This window comes from Gottschalkia purinilytica, assembly GCF_001190785.1.
GTDB lineage: Bacteria > Bacillota > Clostridia > Tissierellales > Gottschalkiaceae > Gottschalkia_A > Gottschalkia_A purinilytica.
Window position 1 is genome coordinate 148847 of the sequence record NZ_LGSS01000002.1, and the last position, 20781, is coordinate 169627.

General features: G+C 29.2%; 21 protein-coding genes, 1 tRNA gene and 1 riboswitch. Of the genes, 3 read left to right on the forward strand and 19 right to left on the reverse strand.

Going from position 1 to position 20781, the window contains the following annotated elements:
- Positions 1-510 precede the first annotated feature (510 nt).
- The 11 genes from CLPU_RS02475 to CLPU_RS02520 form a co-directional block, all read right to left on the reverse strand.
- The gene (locus CLPU_RS02475) at positions 511-1359 is read right to left on the reverse strand and encodes a bifunctional 5,10-methylenetetrahydrofolate dehydrogenase/5,10-methenyltetrahydrofolate cyclohydrolase (RefSeq protein ID WP_050354065.1); all 849 of its coding nucleotides are present in this window, start codon (positions 1357-1359) and stop codon (positions 511-513) included.
- A 135-nt stretch (positions 1360-1494) separates the two neighbouring features.
- Entirely contained in the window at positions 1495-1647 is a 153-nt protein-coding gene (locus tag CLPU_RS16495) for a YvrJ family protein (RefSeq protein WP_082154033.1), read from the reverse strand.
- Between the two features lie 118 nt (positions 1648-1765).
- Positions 1766-1990 (reverse strand): DUF2922 domain-containing protein, encoded by a 225-nt coding sequence (locus CLPU_RS02480; RefSeq protein ID WP_050354066.1) that lies wholly within the window; start codon positions 1988-1990, stop codon positions 1766-1768.
- A gap of 37 nt (positions 1991-2027) precedes the next feature.
- Positions 2028-2252, reverse strand: a complete 225-nt coding sequence (locus tag CLPU_RS02485) for a DUF1659 domain-containing protein (RefSeq protein WP_050354067.1) — start codon at positions 2250-2252, stop codon at positions 2028-2030.
- Positions 2253-2313: 61 nt separating this feature from the next.
- The gene (locus tag CLPU_RS02490; RefSeq protein ID WP_050354068.1) at positions 2314-2883 is read right to left on the reverse strand and encodes a sigma-70 family RNA polymerase sigma factor; all 570 of its coding nucleotides are present in this window, start codon (positions 2881-2883) and stop codon (positions 2314-2316) included.
- A gap of 251 nt (positions 2884-3134) precedes the next feature.
- A complete protein-coding gene (locus CLPU_RS02495) occupies positions 3135-3425 on the reverse strand; it encodes a hypothetical protein (protein ID WP_050354069.1) in 291 nt (96 codons plus the stop codon).
- Positions 3426-3571: 146 nt separating this feature from the next.
- Entirely contained in the window at positions 3572-4933 is a 1362-nt protein-coding gene (locus tag CLPU_RS02500) for an 8-oxoguanine deaminase (RefSeq protein ID WP_050354070.1), read from the reverse strand.
- Positions 4934-4988: 55 nt separating this feature from the next.
- Entirely contained in the window at positions 4989-5669 is a 681-nt protein-coding gene (locus tag CLPU_RS02505) for a YczE/YyaS/YitT family protein (RefSeq protein ID WP_050354071.1), read from the reverse strand.
- 87 nt (positions 5670-5756) lie between these two features.
- On the reverse strand, positions 5757-6509 hold the full coding sequence (locus tag CLPU_RS02510) for a GntR family transcriptional regulator (protein WP_050354072.1): 753 nt from the start codon (positions 6507-6509) through the stop codon (positions 5757-5759).
- A 410-nt stretch (positions 6510-6919) separates the two neighbouring features.
- Complete coding sequence (gene metK / locus CLPU_RS02515; RefSeq protein WP_050354073.1) at positions 6920-8101, reverse strand: methionine adenosyltransferase; 1182 nt, start codon at positions 8099-8101, stop codon at positions 6920-6922.
- A 184-nt stretch (positions 8102-8285) separates the two neighbouring features.
- Positions 8286-8388: riboswitch (SAM riboswitch) on the reverse strand.
- Between the two features lie 269 nt (positions 8389-8657).
- A complete protein-coding gene (locus CLPU_RS02520; protein WP_235436087.1) occupies positions 8658-9125 on the reverse strand; it encodes a COG2426 family protein in 468 nt (155 codons plus the stop codon).
- Positions 9126-9586: 461 nt separating this feature from the next.
- Here CLPU_RS02520 and CLPU_RS02525 point away from each other — a divergent pair.
- Both CLPU_RS02525 and CLPU_RS02530 read left to right on the forward strand, forming a co-directional pair.
- A tRNA-Pro gene (locus tag CLPU_RS02525) sits at positions 9587-9663 on the forward strand.
- 250 nt (positions 9664-9913) lie between these two features.
- Complete coding sequence (locus CLPU_RS02530; RefSeq protein ID WP_050354074.1) at positions 9914-12736, forward strand: phosphodiester glycosidase family protein; 2823 nt, start codon at positions 9914-9916, stop codon at positions 12734-12736.
- Here CLPU_RS02530 and CLPU_RS17125 read toward each other — a convergent pair.
- Complete coding sequence (locus tag CLPU_RS17125; protein ID WP_157857693.1) at positions 12712-12867, reverse strand: hypothetical protein; 156 nt, start codon at positions 12865-12867, stop codon at positions 12712-12714. The two genes, CLPU_RS02530 and CLPU_RS17125, sit on opposite strands and share 25 nt — an antisense overlap.
- A 340-nt stretch (positions 12868-13207) precedes the next feature.
- Between CLPU_RS17125 and yyaC the strand changes: the two genes are divergently transcribed.
- Positions 13208-13741 carry a spore protease YyaC gene (gene yyaC, locus CLPU_RS02535; RefSeq protein ID WP_200898451.1) on the forward strand — a complete coding sequence of 178 codons (534 nt, stop codon included), beginning with the start codon at positions 13208-13210 and terminating at the stop codon, positions 13739-13741.
- 70 nt (positions 13742-13811) lie between these two features.
- Here the strand turns inward: yyaC and CLPU_RS02540 are convergent, their stop codons facing one another.
- The 7 genes from CLPU_RS02540 to CLPU_RS02570 form a co-directional block, all read right to left on the reverse strand.
- Positions 13812-15530, reverse strand: a complete 1719-nt coding sequence (locus tag CLPU_RS02540; RefSeq protein WP_050354075.1) for a phospho-sugar mutase — start codon at positions 15528-15530, stop codon at positions 13812-13814.
- Between the two features lie 24 nt (positions 15531-15554).
- On the reverse strand, positions 15555-16412 hold the full coding sequence (locus tag CLPU_RS02545) for a sugar phosphate isomerase/epimerase family protein (protein WP_050354076.1): 858 nt from the start codon (positions 16410-16412) through the stop codon (positions 15555-15557).
- A 150-nt stretch (positions 16413-16562) separates the two neighbouring features.
- On the reverse strand, positions 16563-17273 hold the full coding sequence (locus CLPU_RS02550) for an S-layer homology domain-containing protein (protein WP_050354077.1): 711 nt from the start codon (positions 17271-17273) through the stop codon (positions 16563-16565).
- Positions 17274-17465: 192 nt separating this feature from the next.
- Positions 17466-17930, reverse strand: a complete 465-nt coding sequence (locus tag CLPU_RS02555; RefSeq protein WP_050354078.1) for a hypothetical protein — start codon at positions 17928-17930, stop codon at positions 17466-17468.
- A 153-nt stretch (positions 17931-18083) separates the two neighbouring features.
- The gene (locus CLPU_RS02560; protein WP_050354079.1) at positions 18084-18734 is read right to left on the reverse strand and encodes an S-layer homology domain-containing protein; all 651 of its coding nucleotides are present in this window, start codon (positions 18732-18734) and stop codon (positions 18084-18086) included.
- Positions 18735-19008: 274 nt separating this feature from the next.
- A complete protein-coding gene (locus CLPU_RS02565; protein WP_050354080.1) occupies positions 19009-20271 on the reverse strand; it encodes a TRAP transporter large permease in 1263 nt (420 codons plus the stop codon).
- Positions 20271-20753, reverse strand: a complete 483-nt coding sequence (locus CLPU_RS02570; RefSeq protein ID WP_050354081.1) for a TRAP transporter small permease — start codon at positions 20751-20753, stop codon at positions 20271-20273. Before CLPU_RS02570 ends, CLPU_RS02565 begins: the two co-directional genes overlap by 1 nt.
- Positions 20754-20781 lie beyond the last annotated feature (28 nt).

Genomic DNA, 20781 nt, shown 5'->3' on the forward strand with positions numbered 1-20781 from the left:
TTTCTCGAGTTTTTTATCTCAAAGAACTCTATCGTATAATAACTAACTTATATGAAAATTAATATGAATAGAATATTGGAAATGACTCTTTTGTTCTATTTAAAAATGTCAATGTCCTAAGTATATTGTTTAGAGTAATATAATGAATATCACATTTTCGTTTCTTGTTTTATAGTAAATAAAAAATCTAAGCTTATATAGCTTTTACTTTTAATTGTAAATTGATAGATGAGAAAACATTTGTGAAAACGTTTTCTTGACATTTATAAGTTCTATGTACTATAAGTTTATTATAGATTTATTTTAATTATAAATCAATAACGTTTTTATACGTATTTCGTCATTTTTCGTGTTTACATTAAATTATATTTAATTTTTTAGACAATTTCACATAATATTTTCTGTTACTTATATTTTAAAGAAAAAAACTAAGCAATCTATTCTAACAAAAGTAGAGAAATTAGACTGCTTAGCTATTTTCCTAAAGATATTTTAAGCTATATTTCTTTCTTATTTTTCTTTATGAGATACAAATAATTCTAATAAGTTCTCAATTAACATAGCATTTGTTGTAGTTCCTACTCCACCTGGAACTGGAGTTATAAGTGAAGCTTTTTTAGATACTTCTTCAAAATCAGCATCTCCAACTATTTTATCTCCTATAACATTAATTGCAGCATCAACTACAACTACTCCATCTTTAACCATATCTCCTGTTACAAGTCCAGCTTTTCCAGCTGCACATATAACAACATCAGCTTCTTTTACATGTTTTTTTAGATCTTTAGTTTGTACGTGACAAACTGTTACAGTAGCACCACTATGTAATAGTAATTGAGAAATAGGCTTACCTACTGTACGACCATTACCTACAACAACAACTTCTTTTCCTACTAAATCTACTCCACTTTCTTCTAATATTCTCATCATCCCTTTTGGAGTACAAGGAACTATTCCTTTTACACCCATGAATAACTTTCCAAGATTAGTAGAATTCACACAGTCTACGTCTTTATCTGGTGAAAGTGTGTTTGCTATTCTATCTTGGTCTAAGTGCTGTGGAAGAGGATATTGGATTATTACTCCATGTACACTATCATCTGAGTTTAAAGTTTCTATAACTTTTACAAGTTCTTCTTCTGATATATTTTCATCATATATTGATAGGCGATGATTTACTCCCATATTATCACAAGTTCTTTCTATGCTTTTTACATAAGAAACTGATGATGGATGAGCTCCAACTTGTACTATTTCAAGAAATGGTTTTTCTCCATATTTTTCAGTTAAGCTACTAACCTTCTCTCCTAATCCTTTTCTTATGTTTGCTGCAATTTCTTTACAATTAATAGTAGTCATTTTCTTCTCTCCTTTATACTTTTTACTAATTCCTCTCGAATATATTGTATCTTAAAAACTACAAATGTTTAATAGTTTTTTTATTATACTGTATACATATCTATTGAAAAAAATTATAGATAAGTATATTATTATCTAAATATCATCCTTAGATAATAATAACACTTTTGACAAGTTATTTATACTATTTGTTAATTCATCTAGTTTTCCTTCTATTCGTACCAATAAATATATAGATACGACTATAGGAAATCCTAGATTTGATATATAGTTATAAAATTCATTCATAATATCACTCCTATTATAATAAATATATCTATATTATTTTTTTATTGATCCTCCTAAATAATTAATACATATACTTAAAAAAGCCTGTAAATTCAGGCTTTTTTAAGCATGTAACATTCTACTGTACATTTAATTTTACTATATCAGTTGAAACTATTTTAGCTTCTACAATAGATGCAAGTTCTCCATTTTTTTCAGTAGCAAATACATTTCTAGATAAAATATCATCCATAGCAGATTTAACCTCTACTTCAGTTACATCATCTTTTACATTTTCTATAGAAATAGTTGACCTTGAACCTTTAGCTGTTCTAAATACCATATTTAACTTTTTAGATGCCATTGAATTACCTCCTTTCTAAATTTTTTAGTTAAATTAATTATTGTTCTTGAATTTCTAATTCGTTTACTCTTATTACATTTCTTGACTCTAGATTTTGAAGTCCTATCAAAGTCTTAGCTACTTCATATACATCATCATTACTTGATGCAGGCTTAATATTTTGAAATATTTTTGAATTTAATATGTCTTCTCCCCTTTCATTTTCTCCTGTTTTAAATACAAGCTTTAACTTTGATTTTTTAATTTCTGATGTAGCTGGCATCTTATCACCTCCCTTTCATTACCTATATAGAATGAGAGTTGATTTTTTACTATACTTTTTATTATTTTTTAGTTATTATTTTTTTTAGTCTTTTAAGAGCAGTCGATTTTGTATTAACTACAGTTCTGTATGAAATATTTAAAGTTCTAGCTATATATTCTATAGGTTTTCTTTCTATATAATAAAGTGTAATAATCTCTTGTTGTCTTTCTGTCAGAGATAATATTCCCTTCCATAGTATATTTACTTCTTCGTTCTTAATAACCATTTCTTCTTGAGTTAATGATTCATCTATTATAGTATCTATCATCTCTATCTTTTCATCTTGTGATATAGTTTGATTCAAAGATATATCCATATTTTTTTGCTTATGCTTGTCCAAGTAATGAAATCTAAGAGCATTTTTTACATATCCTAAAAAGTGTTTCTCACTTTCAAACGTCATTGTCTTTAAAACTCTTAAAATAATTTCATTTCCTTCTTGAATAAGATCATCAAATAAATTGTAGTTATTATAATATTTTTTAATTGAATTTATAATTAATGGCTTTAAATTTACTATTAACTTTCCAATAGATTGATCTTTTCCTTCCAAAGACTCCTTATATAATCTTGCGATTTCCGAATACATACTTTCCTCCAATATTAAGGAGTACTCCTCTTCCTTATTACCTAGGTAAGTACATATTAAGTTAAAATATTAAAATATTTAATTTAGGAAATATACATATATCATTTAAGGATATCTATATAATTCATTTATTATGATATATGAATTACATAAAATTCATTGTTAGTAATCTTGAAATAGACTTAAGTCCTAAAAAATACTGACTTATTAAATAATTAATATTAATTATTTAATAAGTCAGTATATAACTACTATTTATCCAAGATTTTATATTCAATCTTTTTTTCTTTAGTTTTATTTGACTCTTTTTCTGATTCAATACTATCATCCTCATTTGGCATTACAAAAACTATATTCTTAAAATTTCTTCTTAAAATGTTCAGTAAATAATCTATATGTTCTTCATCATGTACATAAACAGTTATTTTACTAAGACTTTCTGGTTTATTCCCATTGATAATATCTATATATATGTTTCTTCCAAATTCTATTACTCCATATATGAAAAATACATATACGATTATGGTAAATATTATACTCATATTATTCACCCTCTACTTATAGATTTCAAAACTATTATTTTGAAGGTTTTACTATCATAATATGAAAACCAATATATGTATTGTTCCATCAAATGATAAAATTGTACAAAAATAAACCCTGCTAATAAGTAAGCAGGGTTTAAATATTAAGCCTTTTTAACAAGTTCCTCTACCTTAGAATTTGCTTCATGTACTATTTTTTCTTCATCTATAGTTAGGAGCTTTCCATCTTTTACTACAGTCTTTCCTCCAACTATAGTATAGTCTACACTTCCTTTTACTCCTACAGTTCCTAGAACTGACTTAGGATCATATTGAGTTCCTACAAATTCAAGTCTATTAGTATTTATCATAAACAAGTCTGCTGCTTTTCCTACCGAAAGTTCTCCAATATCTTTTCTCCCAAGTAATCTTGCACCACCTTTTGTAGCAAGCTTTAATATATCATATCCTGTTGGAGCCTTACGACTTGAATTTAATCTGTGTAGAAGATATGAAACTCTTATTTCTTCAAGTAAATTTGATCCATCATTACTTGCACTTCCATCTACTGCAAGACCTACAGGTATATCAAGATCTATCATTTCTGGAATTCTAGCTATTCCTGAAGATAGCTTCATGTTAGATATAGGACAATGAGCAACTCCAGTTTTTGTTTCAGCTAGCTTTTTTAGTTCATCGTCATTAAAGTGTATTCCATGGGCATACCATACATCTTCTCCAATCCATCCTAGACTTTCCATATATTCAAGAGGTCTCATATTGAATTTTTCTAATGTAAACTTCTCTTCATCAAGAGTCTCTGCTAAGTGAGTATGAAGTCTAACCCCTAGTTTTCTTGCAAGTATAGCAGACTCTTTCATTAATTCTCCTGTTACACTAAATGGAGAACAAGGAGCTAAAACTACCTGTCTCATTGAAAATTCACTATTATCATGATACTTTTTGACAAGTCTTTCTGAATCATATAATATCTTATCTAAATCTTGAACCACTGAATCTGGAGGAAGACCACCATCTTTTTTACTTAGAGACATACTTCCTCTTGAAGCATGCATTCTAATTCCAAGTTCTGATGCAGCCTGAAACTGAACATCTATAAGTTGTTCACTTGTAGTCTGAGGAAATACATAATGATGATCAAAGCAAGTAGTACATCCATTTTTAAGTAGATCTCCCATTCCGACAAATGAACTATATCTTATTACATCTGTATCTAATCCCTTCCAAATTTCATATAGTGTTACAAGCCAATCAAAAAGTTCCATATTTTGAACTTGAGGAAGATTCCTTGTAAATGTTTGATATAAATGATGATGTGTATTAATAAGTCCAGGATAAGCTATCATATTTTTTCCATCTATAATTTCATCTGCATTAAACTTATCTGTACCTATATTTTTAATTATACCGTCTTCTATATATATGTTAACGTTTTCCATAACATTATCATTTTCATCACATGTAACCACAGTTTTAACATTCTCTATAAAAAGCGATTTAGTCACGAAATTAACCTCCTTAATATCATCACCTAATAAATATTTCTTAAAAACTTATATACTACTCAGCTTGTTGCTCTTTATTTTTCCTTCTGTCATCTATCATATCTTTAAATGTATAGTGTTTATTAATGTCAAAGTCATAGTCTATAACTTTAGCTGCAAACTGTATAAAGTACCCTAGTGTTAAAGCAGCTATTATTGTTCCAATTCCCATAGGCCCTTTCAGAAATATAGCTCCTATCACAGCAAATATTTCTAATACAGCTCTTATATATAGAACAGATACTTTTGTTGTATTTACGAGATACTCCATAAGTGCATCTCTAGATCCTACTCCTATTCTGGCTTTTAGTGCAATTACTATTCCAAATCCAAATAATACAAGACTTGCAAACAACATGAGAGCTTGCATAGGAATTCCATTAGGTGTTTCAATTCCAAACTTCATTGAAACATCTATGAAAAAACCTATAAAATAAGCATTTAGTAATGTTCCTACACCTGGTATTACTTTTCTAGTCAGATTGAATACTAGAATGACAAATGCTATTATTTGGGAAGCCTGCCCTAAGGTTATGGGCAGATAATTACTCATTCCTACTTGTAATGCATCCCAAGGATTTGCTCCAAGTCCACATTTTACAGCTAACACAATAGCCAGCCCGCATAAGAATAATCCCAAAATATTCATTAATATTTTAATGATCCACTGAGTTGCTGAAGGGTTTTGCTTTTCCATCTTCCTTCCTCCTTAAGATACGTTTTCCGATAACTTAAATAAACTAACTTAGCTATCTTTGCATAATACGTCTTAAGCTCATATAACTTATTCCTTATATGCTACATTTCTACATAGCGTGAATTTTATGAACTTATCAGTATAAAATTCTGTATTGTACATCAAGGTAATACTATCAGAGGTATATTCAAGTACATCAAACCTTAATATTGGTGTATTTATCTCAATATTAAATATTCTTGCTAAGTCTTCGTCAGCTCCATGAGGATATAACTGAACTACATCATGAGTTATGGATTTCTGACATAGGCTTTCTATAGTTGGAAAAATACAAGGTCTTAAGTCTTCAGCTGTAAATTTCTTCGTCTTTAAAAGTTTTTCTGGTACTCTATCTATATAAACTGCTGCAGCCATTTCATTAGCATATAGTATCTTTTTCACTACAAGAATACTATCTTCAGGATTTAATCCAAGCTTAGATTCTTCTACTTTTGTTGCTTTTCTAAATTCTAGTTCATCAACTTCAAATCTAACATCATACCCATTTTGTCGAAGACAACCTTCTATATCACTTCCACAGTCTATTCTGTTTTCAAGTTTTGTTACAAAAGAATTAATTAAAGTTCCTTTCCCCTGTACCCTAGAAACCACCCCTTCCCTTTCTAAAACTGTTGTAGCTTCTCTAACTGTAAGTCTACTTACTCCAAGATATCTTGAAAGTTCATCTTCATTTGGAAGAACTTCACTAACTGTATCCTTTATATACTCTCTGAGATTTTCTAATGCCTTTTGTACAGCTGTTGTTTTGTTAACCCTCTTAATTCTTTGTGTCTGATTCATCCTGATCTCCTCTATTCAGATTTTTATATTTAAGATCTCTTTTTTAAGGTTTCTTTTAATCTACTACTAATATAATAATCTAAATTTAGGAATTCTTAAATAGTATTAACAAAAACATACAGAAGAATTATTACCGAAAGATCGTAGGTATAAGTTAATCATAAAGTCATCAGATGATTTTATTATAAGCTTAATTCCATTATATACAAATATCGAAACAATACCACTATTTCTTATCAATATTTCACATTTTGTAATTGATATACAATTGATTATTTTATTAGATAATATTCATTGTAGATAGTGTCGTTGGTTATAATTAATGATTATATTTAGCTTGAAAAGTATCCAGGAACAATAAAACTCGTCAATTCATGACGAGCTTTATTTCAAACACAGTTGTATATTTTTTACAAACCTTGTTTTCTTAAAATTTCAGCTTTATCAGTTTTCTCCCAAGGTAAATCAATATCTGATCTTCCAAAATGGCCATAAGCAGCTACTTGTTTATAAAGAGGTCTTCTTAAGTCTAAGTCTCTTATAATAGCAGCAGGTCTTAAATCAAAATTATTTCTTACTAATTCTTCTATTTTACTTTCTTCAATTTTGTTAGTTCCAAAAGTATCTACCAATATAGATACTGGTTTTGCAACTCCAATTGCATATGCAAGTTGAACTTCACATTTATCTGCTAAACCTGCGGCAACTATGTTTTTTGCAACATATCTTGCAGCATATGCAGCTGATCTATCAACTTTTGTAGGATCTTTTCCTGAAAAAGCTCCTCCTCCGTGTCTTGCATACCCACCATAAGTATCTACTATTATCTTTCTACCAGTTAATCCTGCATCTCCTTGAGGACCACCTACTACAAATCTACCTGTTGGATTTATATAGTATTTAGTATTATCATCAAGTAAGTTTGCTGGTATAATTTTAGAAATAATGTGTTCTTTTAAATCTTTTTCTATAGTTTTTAAATCTACTTCAGGACAATGTTGAGTTGATATAACTATAGCATCTACTCTAACTGGTTTATTATCATGATACTCTACTGTAACTTGAGTTTTTCCGTCTGGTCTTAAATAGTCTAACGTACCATTTTTTCTAACTTCACTTAGCCTTCTAGCTAGTTTATGTGCAAGAGCTATTGGAAGTGGCATGAGTTCTGGTGTTTCGTTACATGCAAAACCGAACATTATACCTTGGTCTCCAGCTCCTATTGAATCTAAGTCATCTACCTTACCTTCTCTATGTTCTAAAGCTTCATCTACGCCCATAGCTATATCTGGTGATTGTTCATCTATAGAAGTAAGTACAGCACAAGTATCACAATCAAATCCATACTTTGCTCTAGTATACCCTATATCTTCTATTGTTTTTCTTACAACTTTAGGAATATCCACATAACATTTAGTTGTTATTTCTCCTGATACAAGTACTAATCCTGTTGTAACAGATGTTTCACAAGCCACTCTGGCATCTGGATCGTTTGTAAGTATAGCATCTAATATGGAATCTGAGATTTGATCACATATTTTATCTGGGTGCCCCTCTGTTACTGATTCTGAGGTAAATAGCCATTTTCTCATTTTAAATTATCACTCCCTATACTTGTCTTCTCGCTTGCTATTTAATATATTGAAAATATATCTTAAGCTTTATTGTAAATATTTACTAATTTCGTCTAAAGTTTTTATCATATTAACTTTTTAATGATAATATAATAAAAAACCCCTTCCAAAAGGAAGAGGTTATCATTCTTATTAGACAAAGACCTCATCTTCCAGAACTTCAATTCTGTAGGACTTAGCACCGACTTAGATTATCGGTTGCCGGGTTTCACAGGGCCTATTCCCTCCACCTCTCTTGATAAGGTAATCAAGTTTTTCATTCTATTTATACTGACATGATTCTACCATAAAAGCTTTTCAAAGTCAATGCTTTCCCGTATAAAATATTCCATATTATGTTATTTTGGTTATTTATTGTCTATTTAAGATTTAACTTAACATAGCGTCTGTATATTATAGTCAACGTATTAACCAAAACATATATTTCATATTATAAAACCTATTTTCTAAAAGAAGCACAAGTCTCGATTATGTAATTATTTCTAATGTATTAAATCAGTTTCCAACTTCTATACTAAAGTAATGATACTACTTTATAGCTTAATAGAAATACTACTATTCCTGATGCAACTATTCCAGATATTATAGCTATCATAGCATCTCTAAACTTTATTTTAAAAAGCGTGGCTACCACACATCCAGTCCAGGCACCTGTCGACGGAAGCGGAACAGCAACTAATATAAAAAGTCCAAATACACTATATTTTTTTATCTTTTCTTTATGTTTCATTCCTTTATTCTTAGCCCATGTAAGTATACGTCCTATTCCTATTACATTTTCAAAGTATTTAAAAATAGGTTCTAGAAGTATAAGTAAAAATGGTACTGGAACTATATTTCCTATTATACTTATAATAGTGCTATTTAAAGGACTTAACCCTAATGATATTCCGAAAGGGATAGCCCCTCTTAATTCAGATATAGGTGTAGCTGCTAGTAGCATTACAATATACTCTTTCTTTATAAGACTTAATATTTCCAAAATCTTCCCCTCACTCACTTCTAATGCTCATATTATTTAAGAATTCTATAATCTGTATTATATTAGATCTTGATAAATATCTAACTATATAATATATATCCCTATTTAAAGTGTATATAATTTAATCGGAACTTATTACCCCTATTTGCATATAATATTATATGGCCGACATTATACTATACCACTTAATAATATAATAATTAAGTAAATATTATTGAAATATAATATATTATAAAGTATTTCCTCCATAAACATTTTACTTCTTTATGACTTTTTATAAATTACTATACATTTAAATTTATATTACATAACTGTAATTCTAAAGATAATTAGCTTAATCCAAAGATTTATAGATATATCAAATACTAATCTAATGTTTTGACTGAAATTGTCGAAAATTAGACGTTGAATTTATTAATTAAATCATCTATAATTTACGAGTAGTGAGTTGAAAAAACTATCGGGGTGTAGCGCAGTTTGGTAGCGCACGTGGTTTGGGACCATGGGGCCGGGGGTTCGAGTCCCTCCACCCCGACCATATTTAAAAGCTGAGATTAATATCTCAGCTTTTTTTATTTTCTTCATTTACTTATTTTTAATTTATGTCACTTTTATATATAAAGTGATGATTTTTTTCAGTTTATTCTGTAATATATTTGTAAACTAGTCCAAATATGGTTTATTATATAATTAATACTAATGATTAAAGGCTTTTGTTGTCTAAAAAGTAAAAAATAACATACTAGTCTTTAAGGTTAAATATATACTTAAACAAAAGGAGGGGTTATGTGAACAGATTTCTCAAAAAAATAGTGGTAGGGGTTTCTTCTTTAGCAATATGTTTGTGTACTTTTTCTAATGCCTTTGCTTATCCTACCTTATTACATGAAAATAAGATAAGTAAGAACTTATCAAGTGGTGTAGTACATGAATCTATAAAACAATTTCACTCTAATGGTTGGTGGAATATAAATATTCTTAGGGTAAATTTAAACGATCAATATACTAAAATAGGTTCTCTTTTTAGTAATAAAGGTGTATCTCATAAAGAAAAAGTAACTGATATGATGAAGGAATCAGGGGCAATTGCTGGTATAAATGGTGACTTTTTCGCAAATGAACACAGCTCTTTTCCTATAGGAGCAGTAATATCAGATGGAAAAGTTGTATCTACACCAGCTCATCATAGTAATGCGCATGTACCTGTTTTTGCTATTGATAAAGATAAAAATCCTTTTATGCTTTACTGGGATTGGGAAGTAAAAGCAATAAATAAAAACAGTGGACAAGGTGTTTCTCTCTTTGCTATAAACAAAGATACTAGAAATCATGAAGAAGTTATAATGTACGATAGTAATTGGGGACAAAAGACTCATGGAAATAAGTTCAAAGATATGGTTGAAGTTGTAGTAACTGATAATATAGTAAGAGAAGTTAGAGTGGGAAAAGCTCCAATAACAATTCCTAATAACGGTTATGTACTATGTGGCAGAGGTAAAGTTAAAAATCAACTAATAAATACTTTTCCTGTTGGAACTCATGTTAACTTAGATGTAAAAGGTGCTCCTAACTTTAACAATATCTCTATGGCAGTAGGTGGAGGAAGTCTTTTAGTCAAAGATGGTGTAAGAGCAAAATTTGACATTAATATAAAGGGAAATCATCCTAGAACTGCTATAGGAATGTCCAAAGATAAAAAACAATTAATTATGCTAACTATAGACGGCAGGGATAAAACGTTTCAAGGAGTTAGTCAAGACGTTCTTGCAGATATGATGATTGCATTTGGAGCACATGATGCCATAAACTTCGATGGTGGCGGATCTACAACAATGGCAGTTAAGACTAGAGAAAATAATCTCCCTGTACTAGTTAATAATCCATCTGATGGTAGCGAAAGGAAAGTTATAAATGGTGTAGGTATATTTGATAATGCACCTATTGGTGCTCCTAAATATATAACTATACATACTGATGATAGTAAAATGTTTGTAAATACTACAAGAAAGTTCTCTATAAAAGTTTATGATGAATATTATCATCCTTTAAATGTAGATACAAGTGGTACTACTTTCTCCATCGAAGGGATAAATGGAGTATTTAATGGAAACACTCTTACTGCTAATCAAGTAGGTACTGGAACAGTAAAAGCAAACTTTAATGGTATAATTGCTGAACACAAGATAAATGTTTTAAGTAGTCCAAAAGAAATAATAACAGACATTAATAAGCTTGGAATAGGAGTATCAAGTCAAAGAAGTTTAGGTAATATGTCTGGTAAAAATGGTAAAGGTCAAGTTGCTAAAATAGATCCTAATGATATAAATTGGGAAGTAGTTGGTAATGTTGGTTCTGTAAAAAATGGTGTATTTTACAGTAGTGAGTCTTCTAACTCAGGAGCTATAGTAGGTAAATTAGGAGACGCTATTAAAAATATATTAGTAACAGTTGGTAGTGTAGAAAAATCCATAGATGAACTAGAAAACTTAAATAGTATAAACCATACCTCTTATCCTAAAGACCTTGTTCCTGCAAGTATAGAAGTTAGCAATGAAAGCAAAGTTGGTAGTTATTCAGTTAAATTAAACTATGACTTTACCAAAACTAACGCAACTAGAGCTGCTTATGTATTATTTGGTAGTAATGGTATCAAGCTACAAGACAATCCTCAAGGGGTCGGAATGTGGGTATATGGTAATAACGATAATAGTTGGTTAAGAGGAGACATAGTCGATTCTAAAGGACAAGCACATAAAATAGATTTTGCTAGAAATATAAATTGGAATGGATGGAAATGGGTAACTGCAGATATTCCTTCAAATGTTAGCTATCCTGTTACTTTACAAAGAGTATATGCAGCTCAGCCTGATCCTAATACTAAGGTAGTAAGCAATATCCTAATAGACGGACTTAAAGCTTTATACAGCAAGGAATTTGATGGTGTGGATACTTCCATACTTCCTGGATCTACAAAAGCATCAGATGAAAGCTATAAGCAAGGTACTATTAAAGACAATGGATACAAATTTATAGTAACTTTTGGAATAGACAATCTTAATAATAGCTTTAAACAAAATGCTGCAAATGGTATAAGAGATCGTGTAATGAATAGCAAGTATGCATTTTTCATGGGTCCTATGACAAGTAGTGTTACTCAAGGATCAAATTCGGTTAATATGCCGATAGTATCAGGTTATCAACATATGAATGATAAAGACTTGTCTTTTATAAAAATAGATAATTCTAAGAACGGAATAAGACTTACAAATCCTAATCAATGGTTGTGGCTAAAAGAAGGAATCAGCTACAATGATAAAAACAAAATAGTTATACTACTTCCTAAGCCTGTATACGGATGGGGTGGATTCAGTGATGCTTTAGAAGCAGAATTATTCCATAATGTCCTTTCTGAACAAGCTCTTAAAGGAAAAGATATATTTGTAATATATGGACAAGGATATAATGTTGTAGATGTCAAAGATGGAGTAAGATATATTGGTATAAATAATCCTGATTTAAATGGAGGAGTAAACTTAAATAGCTTAAGATATCTTGAATTTATAGTAAATGATGACGATATTAGTTATCAATACTTACCTTTATTCAAATAAAAGTAGGGGATATCCCCTACTTTTTCTGTTTTTGAATAATCTATAGTTACCTTAAATGTCATTATAACTGTAACTGTGATAATAGTGAAAATAATTGCTATAAGAGAATAATATAAGTGTCTTTTTTTCACGATATTCACCTCCTACTTTTCTTCTTTTTTATAGTATTTCCTTTAAATTCCTTATATATTCTTTCTCTATTCAATAACTAATATACATTAATATTAAATATTATTAATTTAACTCATTATGATAGTTAGCTTTTTATATTGAAATTACTGGTTTTAAATCATTAGACTTTTAAGGAAAGATATTATTATAGTATTTTTAACATTATTAAGATTTAATTAGCGCAATATACTAGTTCACCCTATATCTTTTAGTTTTAAGTGTCCAATTATTAATATATAGAATAATATTTAGCTATCCCCAATATATATTTAATACTATATTTTCTGGGGGTGTGCTTTTTTGTATTCTATTAATGAAATAAGTGTCTCTTTTACTAATAACTCTGCCTCTGAATTAATAGGAAGGTATGTAAAACCTTTTTTACATAAAGATAATAAATATAATGATGTTATTATAGTTTGCATAGGTACTGATAGATGTATAGGAGATTGCCTAGGACCTTTAGTAGGAACTATGTTAAAAGAAAAAAACTTTCCCATAAATGTTTATGGAACTGTAGAAGACCCTATACATGCCGTTAACTTAAGCAAAAAACTATATAATATTAAACAGAAACATCCCAATGCTTTCATAATAGCTATAGATGCAAGTTTAGGTGAAAAAGAATCCATAGGAAGTATACAAATAAGAAAAGGTCCTATTTATCCTGGAAAAGGAGTAGGTAAAAAACTTCAATCTGTAGGTGATTTATCTATAATCGGAATTGTTAATGATGGTAAATCTTCAAATGGATTCGCTCTACATAATGTAAGGCTATCATTTATAATGGATCTAGCTAAATCAATAGTTACAGGTTTGACAAAAGCATTATAAAAAATAAAACATTACAGTAAGGTATTTTTACTAATTAACCTTTCTTGTAATGTTTTTTATATTTAATACTTTATATTATATGCTTTATTTTTGCCTGTATAATATCTTTTATAAGCCTAGCTTTTTTAATTGCGTCTTCCCTTGTCTTACCTGTTCCTGTTATATATATTTTAAGTTTTGGCTCTGTTCCAGAAGGTCTTAATGCATACCAAGAATTATCTTCAAATACAAACTTCATTACATTTTCTTTAGGTAAGTCTATCTCTTTAACATCTCCATTTGATAGATAAGTCTTACTTTCTTTATAGTCACTTACCTGTAATAATCTCAGGTTTTTTATATCTTTAGGATAATCAACTCTAAATAAGTTCATTATATCTTCTATCTTTTTTCTACCTTCTATTCCTTCTAACTTTATAGAATATAAATCATCTACAAAGTATCCAAATCTATTATATAAGTTTTCCACTGCTTCATGCAAAGTCATTCCATTCGATTTATAATATCCTGCCATTTCACATATAAGCATAGAAGTCACAACTCCGTCTTTATCTCTAACATATCCTCCTGGAAGATACCCGTGACTTTCCTCATAACCAAATTCAAAGGTAAACTTTCCAGTTTCCTCAAACTCTCCTATTTTATCTCCTATATATTTAAATCCTGTGAGAGTATCTATTGTTTTAACCCCATAGCTTTGTCCTATAGTTCTTCCTAATTCACTTGTTACTATAGTTTTTATAAGTACACTATTATTAGATAACATTCCTCTTTCTTTTCTTTCTCTTAGAATATAGTCCAAAAGTAAAGCTCCTATCTCATTTCCCTTTAAAGAAATATACTCTCCTTTTGTATCCTTAACTACAACTCCTACTCTATCACAATCTGGATCAGTTCCTATAAGTATATCACTGTCTATGCTTTTCCCTAATTCTATAGCAAGTTTAAAGGCTTCCTTTTCTTCAGGATTAGGATATTTAACTGTAGAAAATTTATAATCAGGATTTTCTTGTTCTTTAACTACATATATATTTTTAAATCCTCTTTCACTTAATACCCTTCTCACAGGAATATTACCTGTTCCATGAAGTGGTGTATATACTATCTTAATACCTTTATCTATGTCCTCTCTTAAAGAATACTTTTTTACTTCTTCTATATACTTATCATCTACTTCTTTACCTATTATTTCTAAAAGATTTAGTTCTTTAGCTTTTGATTCCTCTATAATACTTATCTTTGTAATATCTTCAATTTTTCTTGCTTCTTCTATTATTTTATCTGCTTCATATGATAAAAATTGACCACCATCACTTCCATATGCCTTATAACCATTATATTCTGCTGGATTATGACTAGCTGTAATAACTATTCCAGCATTAGCCTTAAAATATCTTATAGCAAATGATAGCTCAGGTGTACTTCTTATATCTTCAAATAGATATACTTTTATATTATTAGTACATAGCACCAACGCTGCTATTTTTGCAAATTCATCTGATTTATATCTAGAATCATATGCTATAACTACTCTTCGTTGTTGACTATCAGAATTTTTGATAATATAATTAGCTAAACCTTGTGTAGTTTTAGCAACAGTATATTTGTTCATTCTATTAGTACCAGCACCTATCTTGCCTCTTAATCCCCCTGTTCCAAACTCCAAATCCTTATAAAATCTATCCTCTATCTCTTCTTCATTATGTCTTATACCTAACAATTCTTTTTTAGTTTCATCGTCAAAATAGCCATTTTCAACCCAGTAATTATACTTTTCCCAAAAACTCATATGAGACCCTATCCTCCCTTAAGTTTATAAATTTTCAGCTGTTTTTCTAACATTAGTAAACTTACAGACCATTTCGTTTACCCATTTGACTCCCTCTTCAAAGTATTCTTTATCTTTATATTTAAAATTTGGTTCAAATATTATATACATATCTTCATTATATAGTAGTGATATTTCAAGTGTCTTTTCTATGTCAATCCATCCATCTTCTTTGCTTTGACTAGGATGAACAGGTATATATCCATACTTTTCTAAATCTTCATTTGATTTTGTATTCCAAATATGAATAGCCTTTGTAAATGGAAGTAATCTTTCAAGTTCTTTAAAATAGTCTAAATCACAATCTTTACATACATTATAAAGCTGTCCTATATCTAGGCATAATCCTAGATTGTCATAGTCTTTAACTAGATCTACCCATTCTTGAGGCATTCTAAGCCTATCATTATATACAGCATACTCTATATATATAGGTAATTTATATGCAATACTTAACTTATTTATTCTTTTTATACTTTTCTTTGCAAGCTCTTTCAATTCCTCATCACTAATATCCATGTCCATAGCCCTTGAAGTAAAATGTACAACTACATAGTCTGTTGGTAAACTTGTTGCCATTTTTAAATTTATCTCTAATATTTCAAAAGTTGCTTCCCTTAACCTCATATTTTTGCTTAAGTAGTAAGTTAAAGTTGGATCAACCTGGTGAAAAACAGGTGCATGATAACTTACCCTTATAGGATAATTTTTATTAAGTTTAAGTAATGAAGTTATGTCACTTGCATTTGAAAATTTATGACATAATTGAATTCTTTTAAATTTATGTTCAGTTATATAGTCCGTCCCTACATTATATATGCAAATTCCAAGCTGTGAATTCATATATTACCTCCTTACCAAAACGTTACATTTCATATATTATAGCATATACACATATAAAAAAGTAAAATAGGTTAATTGTAAATTATTAATGATATAAAAAAGCCTGTAATAAAGTAGATTAAAGTCTACTCTTACTACAGGCTTTTTTTCTTATATATAAAATTCTACTAATCTATATATAACTGAAGCTGATTGTGCTCTTGTTGCTATGCCATTTGGTGAAAATTGAGTTTGACTCATTCCACTCATGATTCCACTTTTTATAAGCTTAGCTACATGTGTTCTAGCCCAACTTTGTATACTTCCGCTATCTTTAAATTGTGATAATATTTTTGTAGTTTCTTCAGATGTTACTGTAACATCATCTTCTAAGTAACTACTTATTATAGCAGCCATTTCTGTTCTTGATATACTTTTATCTGGCTTAAATGTACCATCCTCATATCCACTTATTACTCCCATATAAACAGCTGTTGCTATATGATTTGAATACCACTTTCCAGCTTTAACATCTTTAAATTCATCTTCATATTCAACCAAGCCTTCTTTTCCATAAAATGTATTTACAAAAATTGTAGCAAATTCAGCTCTTGTTATGCTTGTTTCAGGCTTGAAAGTTCCATCTGGATGTCCTGTTATAACTCCTGCTAAGGCTAATATTTCAATATAATAACTTGCCCAATGTGTAAATGGTACATCTTTAAATTTAGGTTGTCCTGCACTACTAAATGCCTTTACTTCAGAGGAATTATTGATATTTACTTTTGGTCCGATTTCTGCTGATGCGAAAGTAGGAACGTTTAATAATAACATACTTAATGCTGTGAATAATACAAGTAACTTTTTAGTAAGTTTGTTCATTAGTGTTTTAACCTCCGTCTTATGGTAATATTGTATTTTTAAATAATATGTAGCTAATAAAGTAAAGACATCTACACATTATCATAGATGTATTATACTTACATCCAAATAATTTTGCAATATGTACTTTTTAATTTTATATACTTTATAACAATAAAGTTGTTAATATAATTTTTTGTAGTAAAAAACCAATTATATTTTCTTTAATTCATCTATTAATGTATTAATTAAATTTTCATCAAAATCAGTAATTATAGTCTCTTTAGGAGTATCATACACGTCAAAGTCTTTATTATCTAATCCTATATCATGCAAACTTTTTATATCATTATCATATATATTTTCTATCACGAAATCTTCCCAGTCACTTAAAGAAACAATAATTTTAGAATCTTTAATAATATCATAAGCAAACAGATCGTTATTAAACATTACTTTTTTTACATCATCATTTACTTTGATAGATAGTTTTGATTTAAGGGAATCATGTTTCTCTTCATGAATATTATCAATCTTCATAATTTTATTATAAATTTCATTTTCGTATTCTCTGTTTATATAGGCAATTATTAAGTCACTTTTATCAAAATAGTAGTTTAATAAATTGGTTTTCTTATTAGTATCTAAGTTTCCTAAATTAATATAAATATATCTCATATTTATACACCTCTTTTATAACTTAATCTATAATTAAGCTTATATTTCTAAGTCTTATCAGAAAATACTATATATGTTTTACACAAAACTAAAATAAAAAATAAGCCTGTATAAAAAACAGGCTTAAAATCTACTTTATGTAAAAATTTGTTTCTATTCTTCTCCATAAATCTCAGCTGCTCTGTATATAACTGTAGCTGCTTGCGCTCTTGTTGCAGTGCTATTTGGTGAAAATTCAGTTTTACTCATTCCGCTTATTAGTCCACTTTTTACAACCTTAGCTAAATCAGCTTTAGCCCAACTTGGTATACTTGCATTATCTTTAAATTGTGATAATATTTGTGTAGTTTGTTCAGCTGTTAAATTAGTTTCACTTTCAAAAAGTCTACTCATTATAACAGCCATTTCTGCTCTTGATATACTTTTATTTGGCTTAAACGTTTCATCTGAATATCCAGCTATAAGACCATATTCTACAGCTGTAGCTATGTAATTTGCATGCCATTCTCCAGCTTTAACGTCTGTAAAGTCACCTTCATATGTAGATAATTCTTCATCAATTAAACTAACTATTAGTGTTGTAAATTCTGCTCTTGTTATACTTTTTTCAGGTTTAAATGTTCCATCTGAGTATCCTGTTAGAATTTCTCCTAAAGCTAGTGCTTCGATATACTCACTTGCCCAGTGATTAGCTGGCACATCTTTAAAAACAGGTTGATCTCCTTCTGCAAAAGTAGGAACACTTAATAACAACATACTTAAAGCTGTAAATAATACAAATAATTTCTTAGTAAATCTGTTCATTGTTTTTAACCTCCTATTTGGATAATATTATTTTTTTGATAATAAATATACAATAAAGTAAATATTTGTAATATATTATCATAGATGTATTATAATTAGATTTAGGAAGTTTTGCAATACATATTTAGAATTATAGAATTAATTAATAATTTAAAATTTTATTAAAGTAATTATGTACGTTCAAATCTAAAAATTTTAATATAAAATCATGAATATAAGGTTCTTTCCATCTATAATTTCATACTTCAATTCTAGTTTTAAATAATCATAATATTTATAATAAAAATAATGATAATTTTGGTATATAAGTTATAAGAAGAAGTGCTATTAAACTTAGTATTATAAATGGAGCTACTCCTGAAATTATCTTACTAATAGACAAATCAGATATTCCAGTTGCAACAAATAGATTAAGTCCAAACGGTGGAGTAAACATTCCTATAGCACCATTTACAACCATAATAATTCCTAAATGAATAGGGTCTATTCCAAATTTCAATGCCAAAGGGAAGAATAAAGGAGCTAAAATAGTTGTTGAAGATGCAGGATCAACAAACATTCCAACAATTAGTAATATTATATTAACTATGAGTAGTATTACAAGTTTTGAATTACTTAGATTTATTAGTGATTCTGCTAATGTCTGCGGTACTTGTTGACTTGTAAGTACCCATCCAAAAACAGATGCAGCCGCTATTAAAATCATAACCTGTGCTGTTCCAACAACAGACTCTATAGTTTCATTTAATAGCTCTTTTACAGTTAAATTCTTGTAAATAAATAATGCTATAAATATTGCATATACTGCAGTAACAGCAGCTGCTTCAGTAGGTGTAAATATTCCACCATATATTCCTCCTATTATAATCACAGGAATTCCTAACGCCCATCCAGCTTCTTTTAAAGCTTTAAGTAATTCCTTAGCACTACTTCTTTTCTCTGTTTTTATATTATTCTTTCTAGCATAATAATAGCTGTATATAATAAAAACCCCACCAAATACTATACCTGGTATAACCCCTGCTATAAATAAATCTCCAACAGAAACACCAGTTACTGAACCATAAACTATCATACCTATACTTGGAGGAATTATTACTGCAACTGCAGCACTGGACACTATTAATCCAATAGAAAACTTTTCTCCATATCCACCTTCTATTAGAGCAGGTAGCATTAACGATCCAATAGCAATCACTGTAGCAGGACTAGACCCTGAAACTGCCCCAAAAAACATACAAGCTAAAACCACTGTCATTGCCAGTCCGCCTCTGAGATGTCCTACTAAAGCCTTTGCAAAGTTTAATATCCTTATAGAAAGACCTCCACCTTTCATAACATTAGCTGCTAGTATAAAAAATGGAACTGCCATAAGTGAAAACTTATCTATTCCTGCAAACATACGTTGAGATATAATTTCTAAAGGAATTGGAGTAAAGAATGCAATAGCAATAGCTGAAGCTAATCCTAGAGCTACATAAACTGGAGTACTACCGATAAGAAGCACAATTAAAATAGCAAATAATGCTAAGCTCATTAATACTCACCCCTTTTAAGAGTTCTTACGCTAATAAAAAATTGTTGTATAAATCTTAATAACATTAAAACTCCACCTACTGGCATTGCACCATAAATGTATACCATTGGAACTTCTAAAGTTGAACTTACCTGTCCAGTTTCAAAAACTACTTTTGTTATGTAAAATGATTTTATTGTAAGCAATAACGTAAAAATAATTGAAATTATTACTGTAATCAAAGATAATATATTCTTTCCTTTATCTCTTAATATTGTAGTTATAGCATCTACTCCTATATGTGCTCCCTTGTATATACAAATACTAGAACCTACAAAAGTGATCCATATGATTCCATATCTTGAGAATTCCTCTACCCAATCTAAAGCAAGGCCCATATGTCTTAAGACTACGTTAACGAACAATAATGCTGTAATAAACAACAATAAGATAGCACATGAATATTGTTCTATCTTAGACAAAATTCTATTAAAAGAATTCATAGTTTCCCTCCTTTAATATTTCACTTAT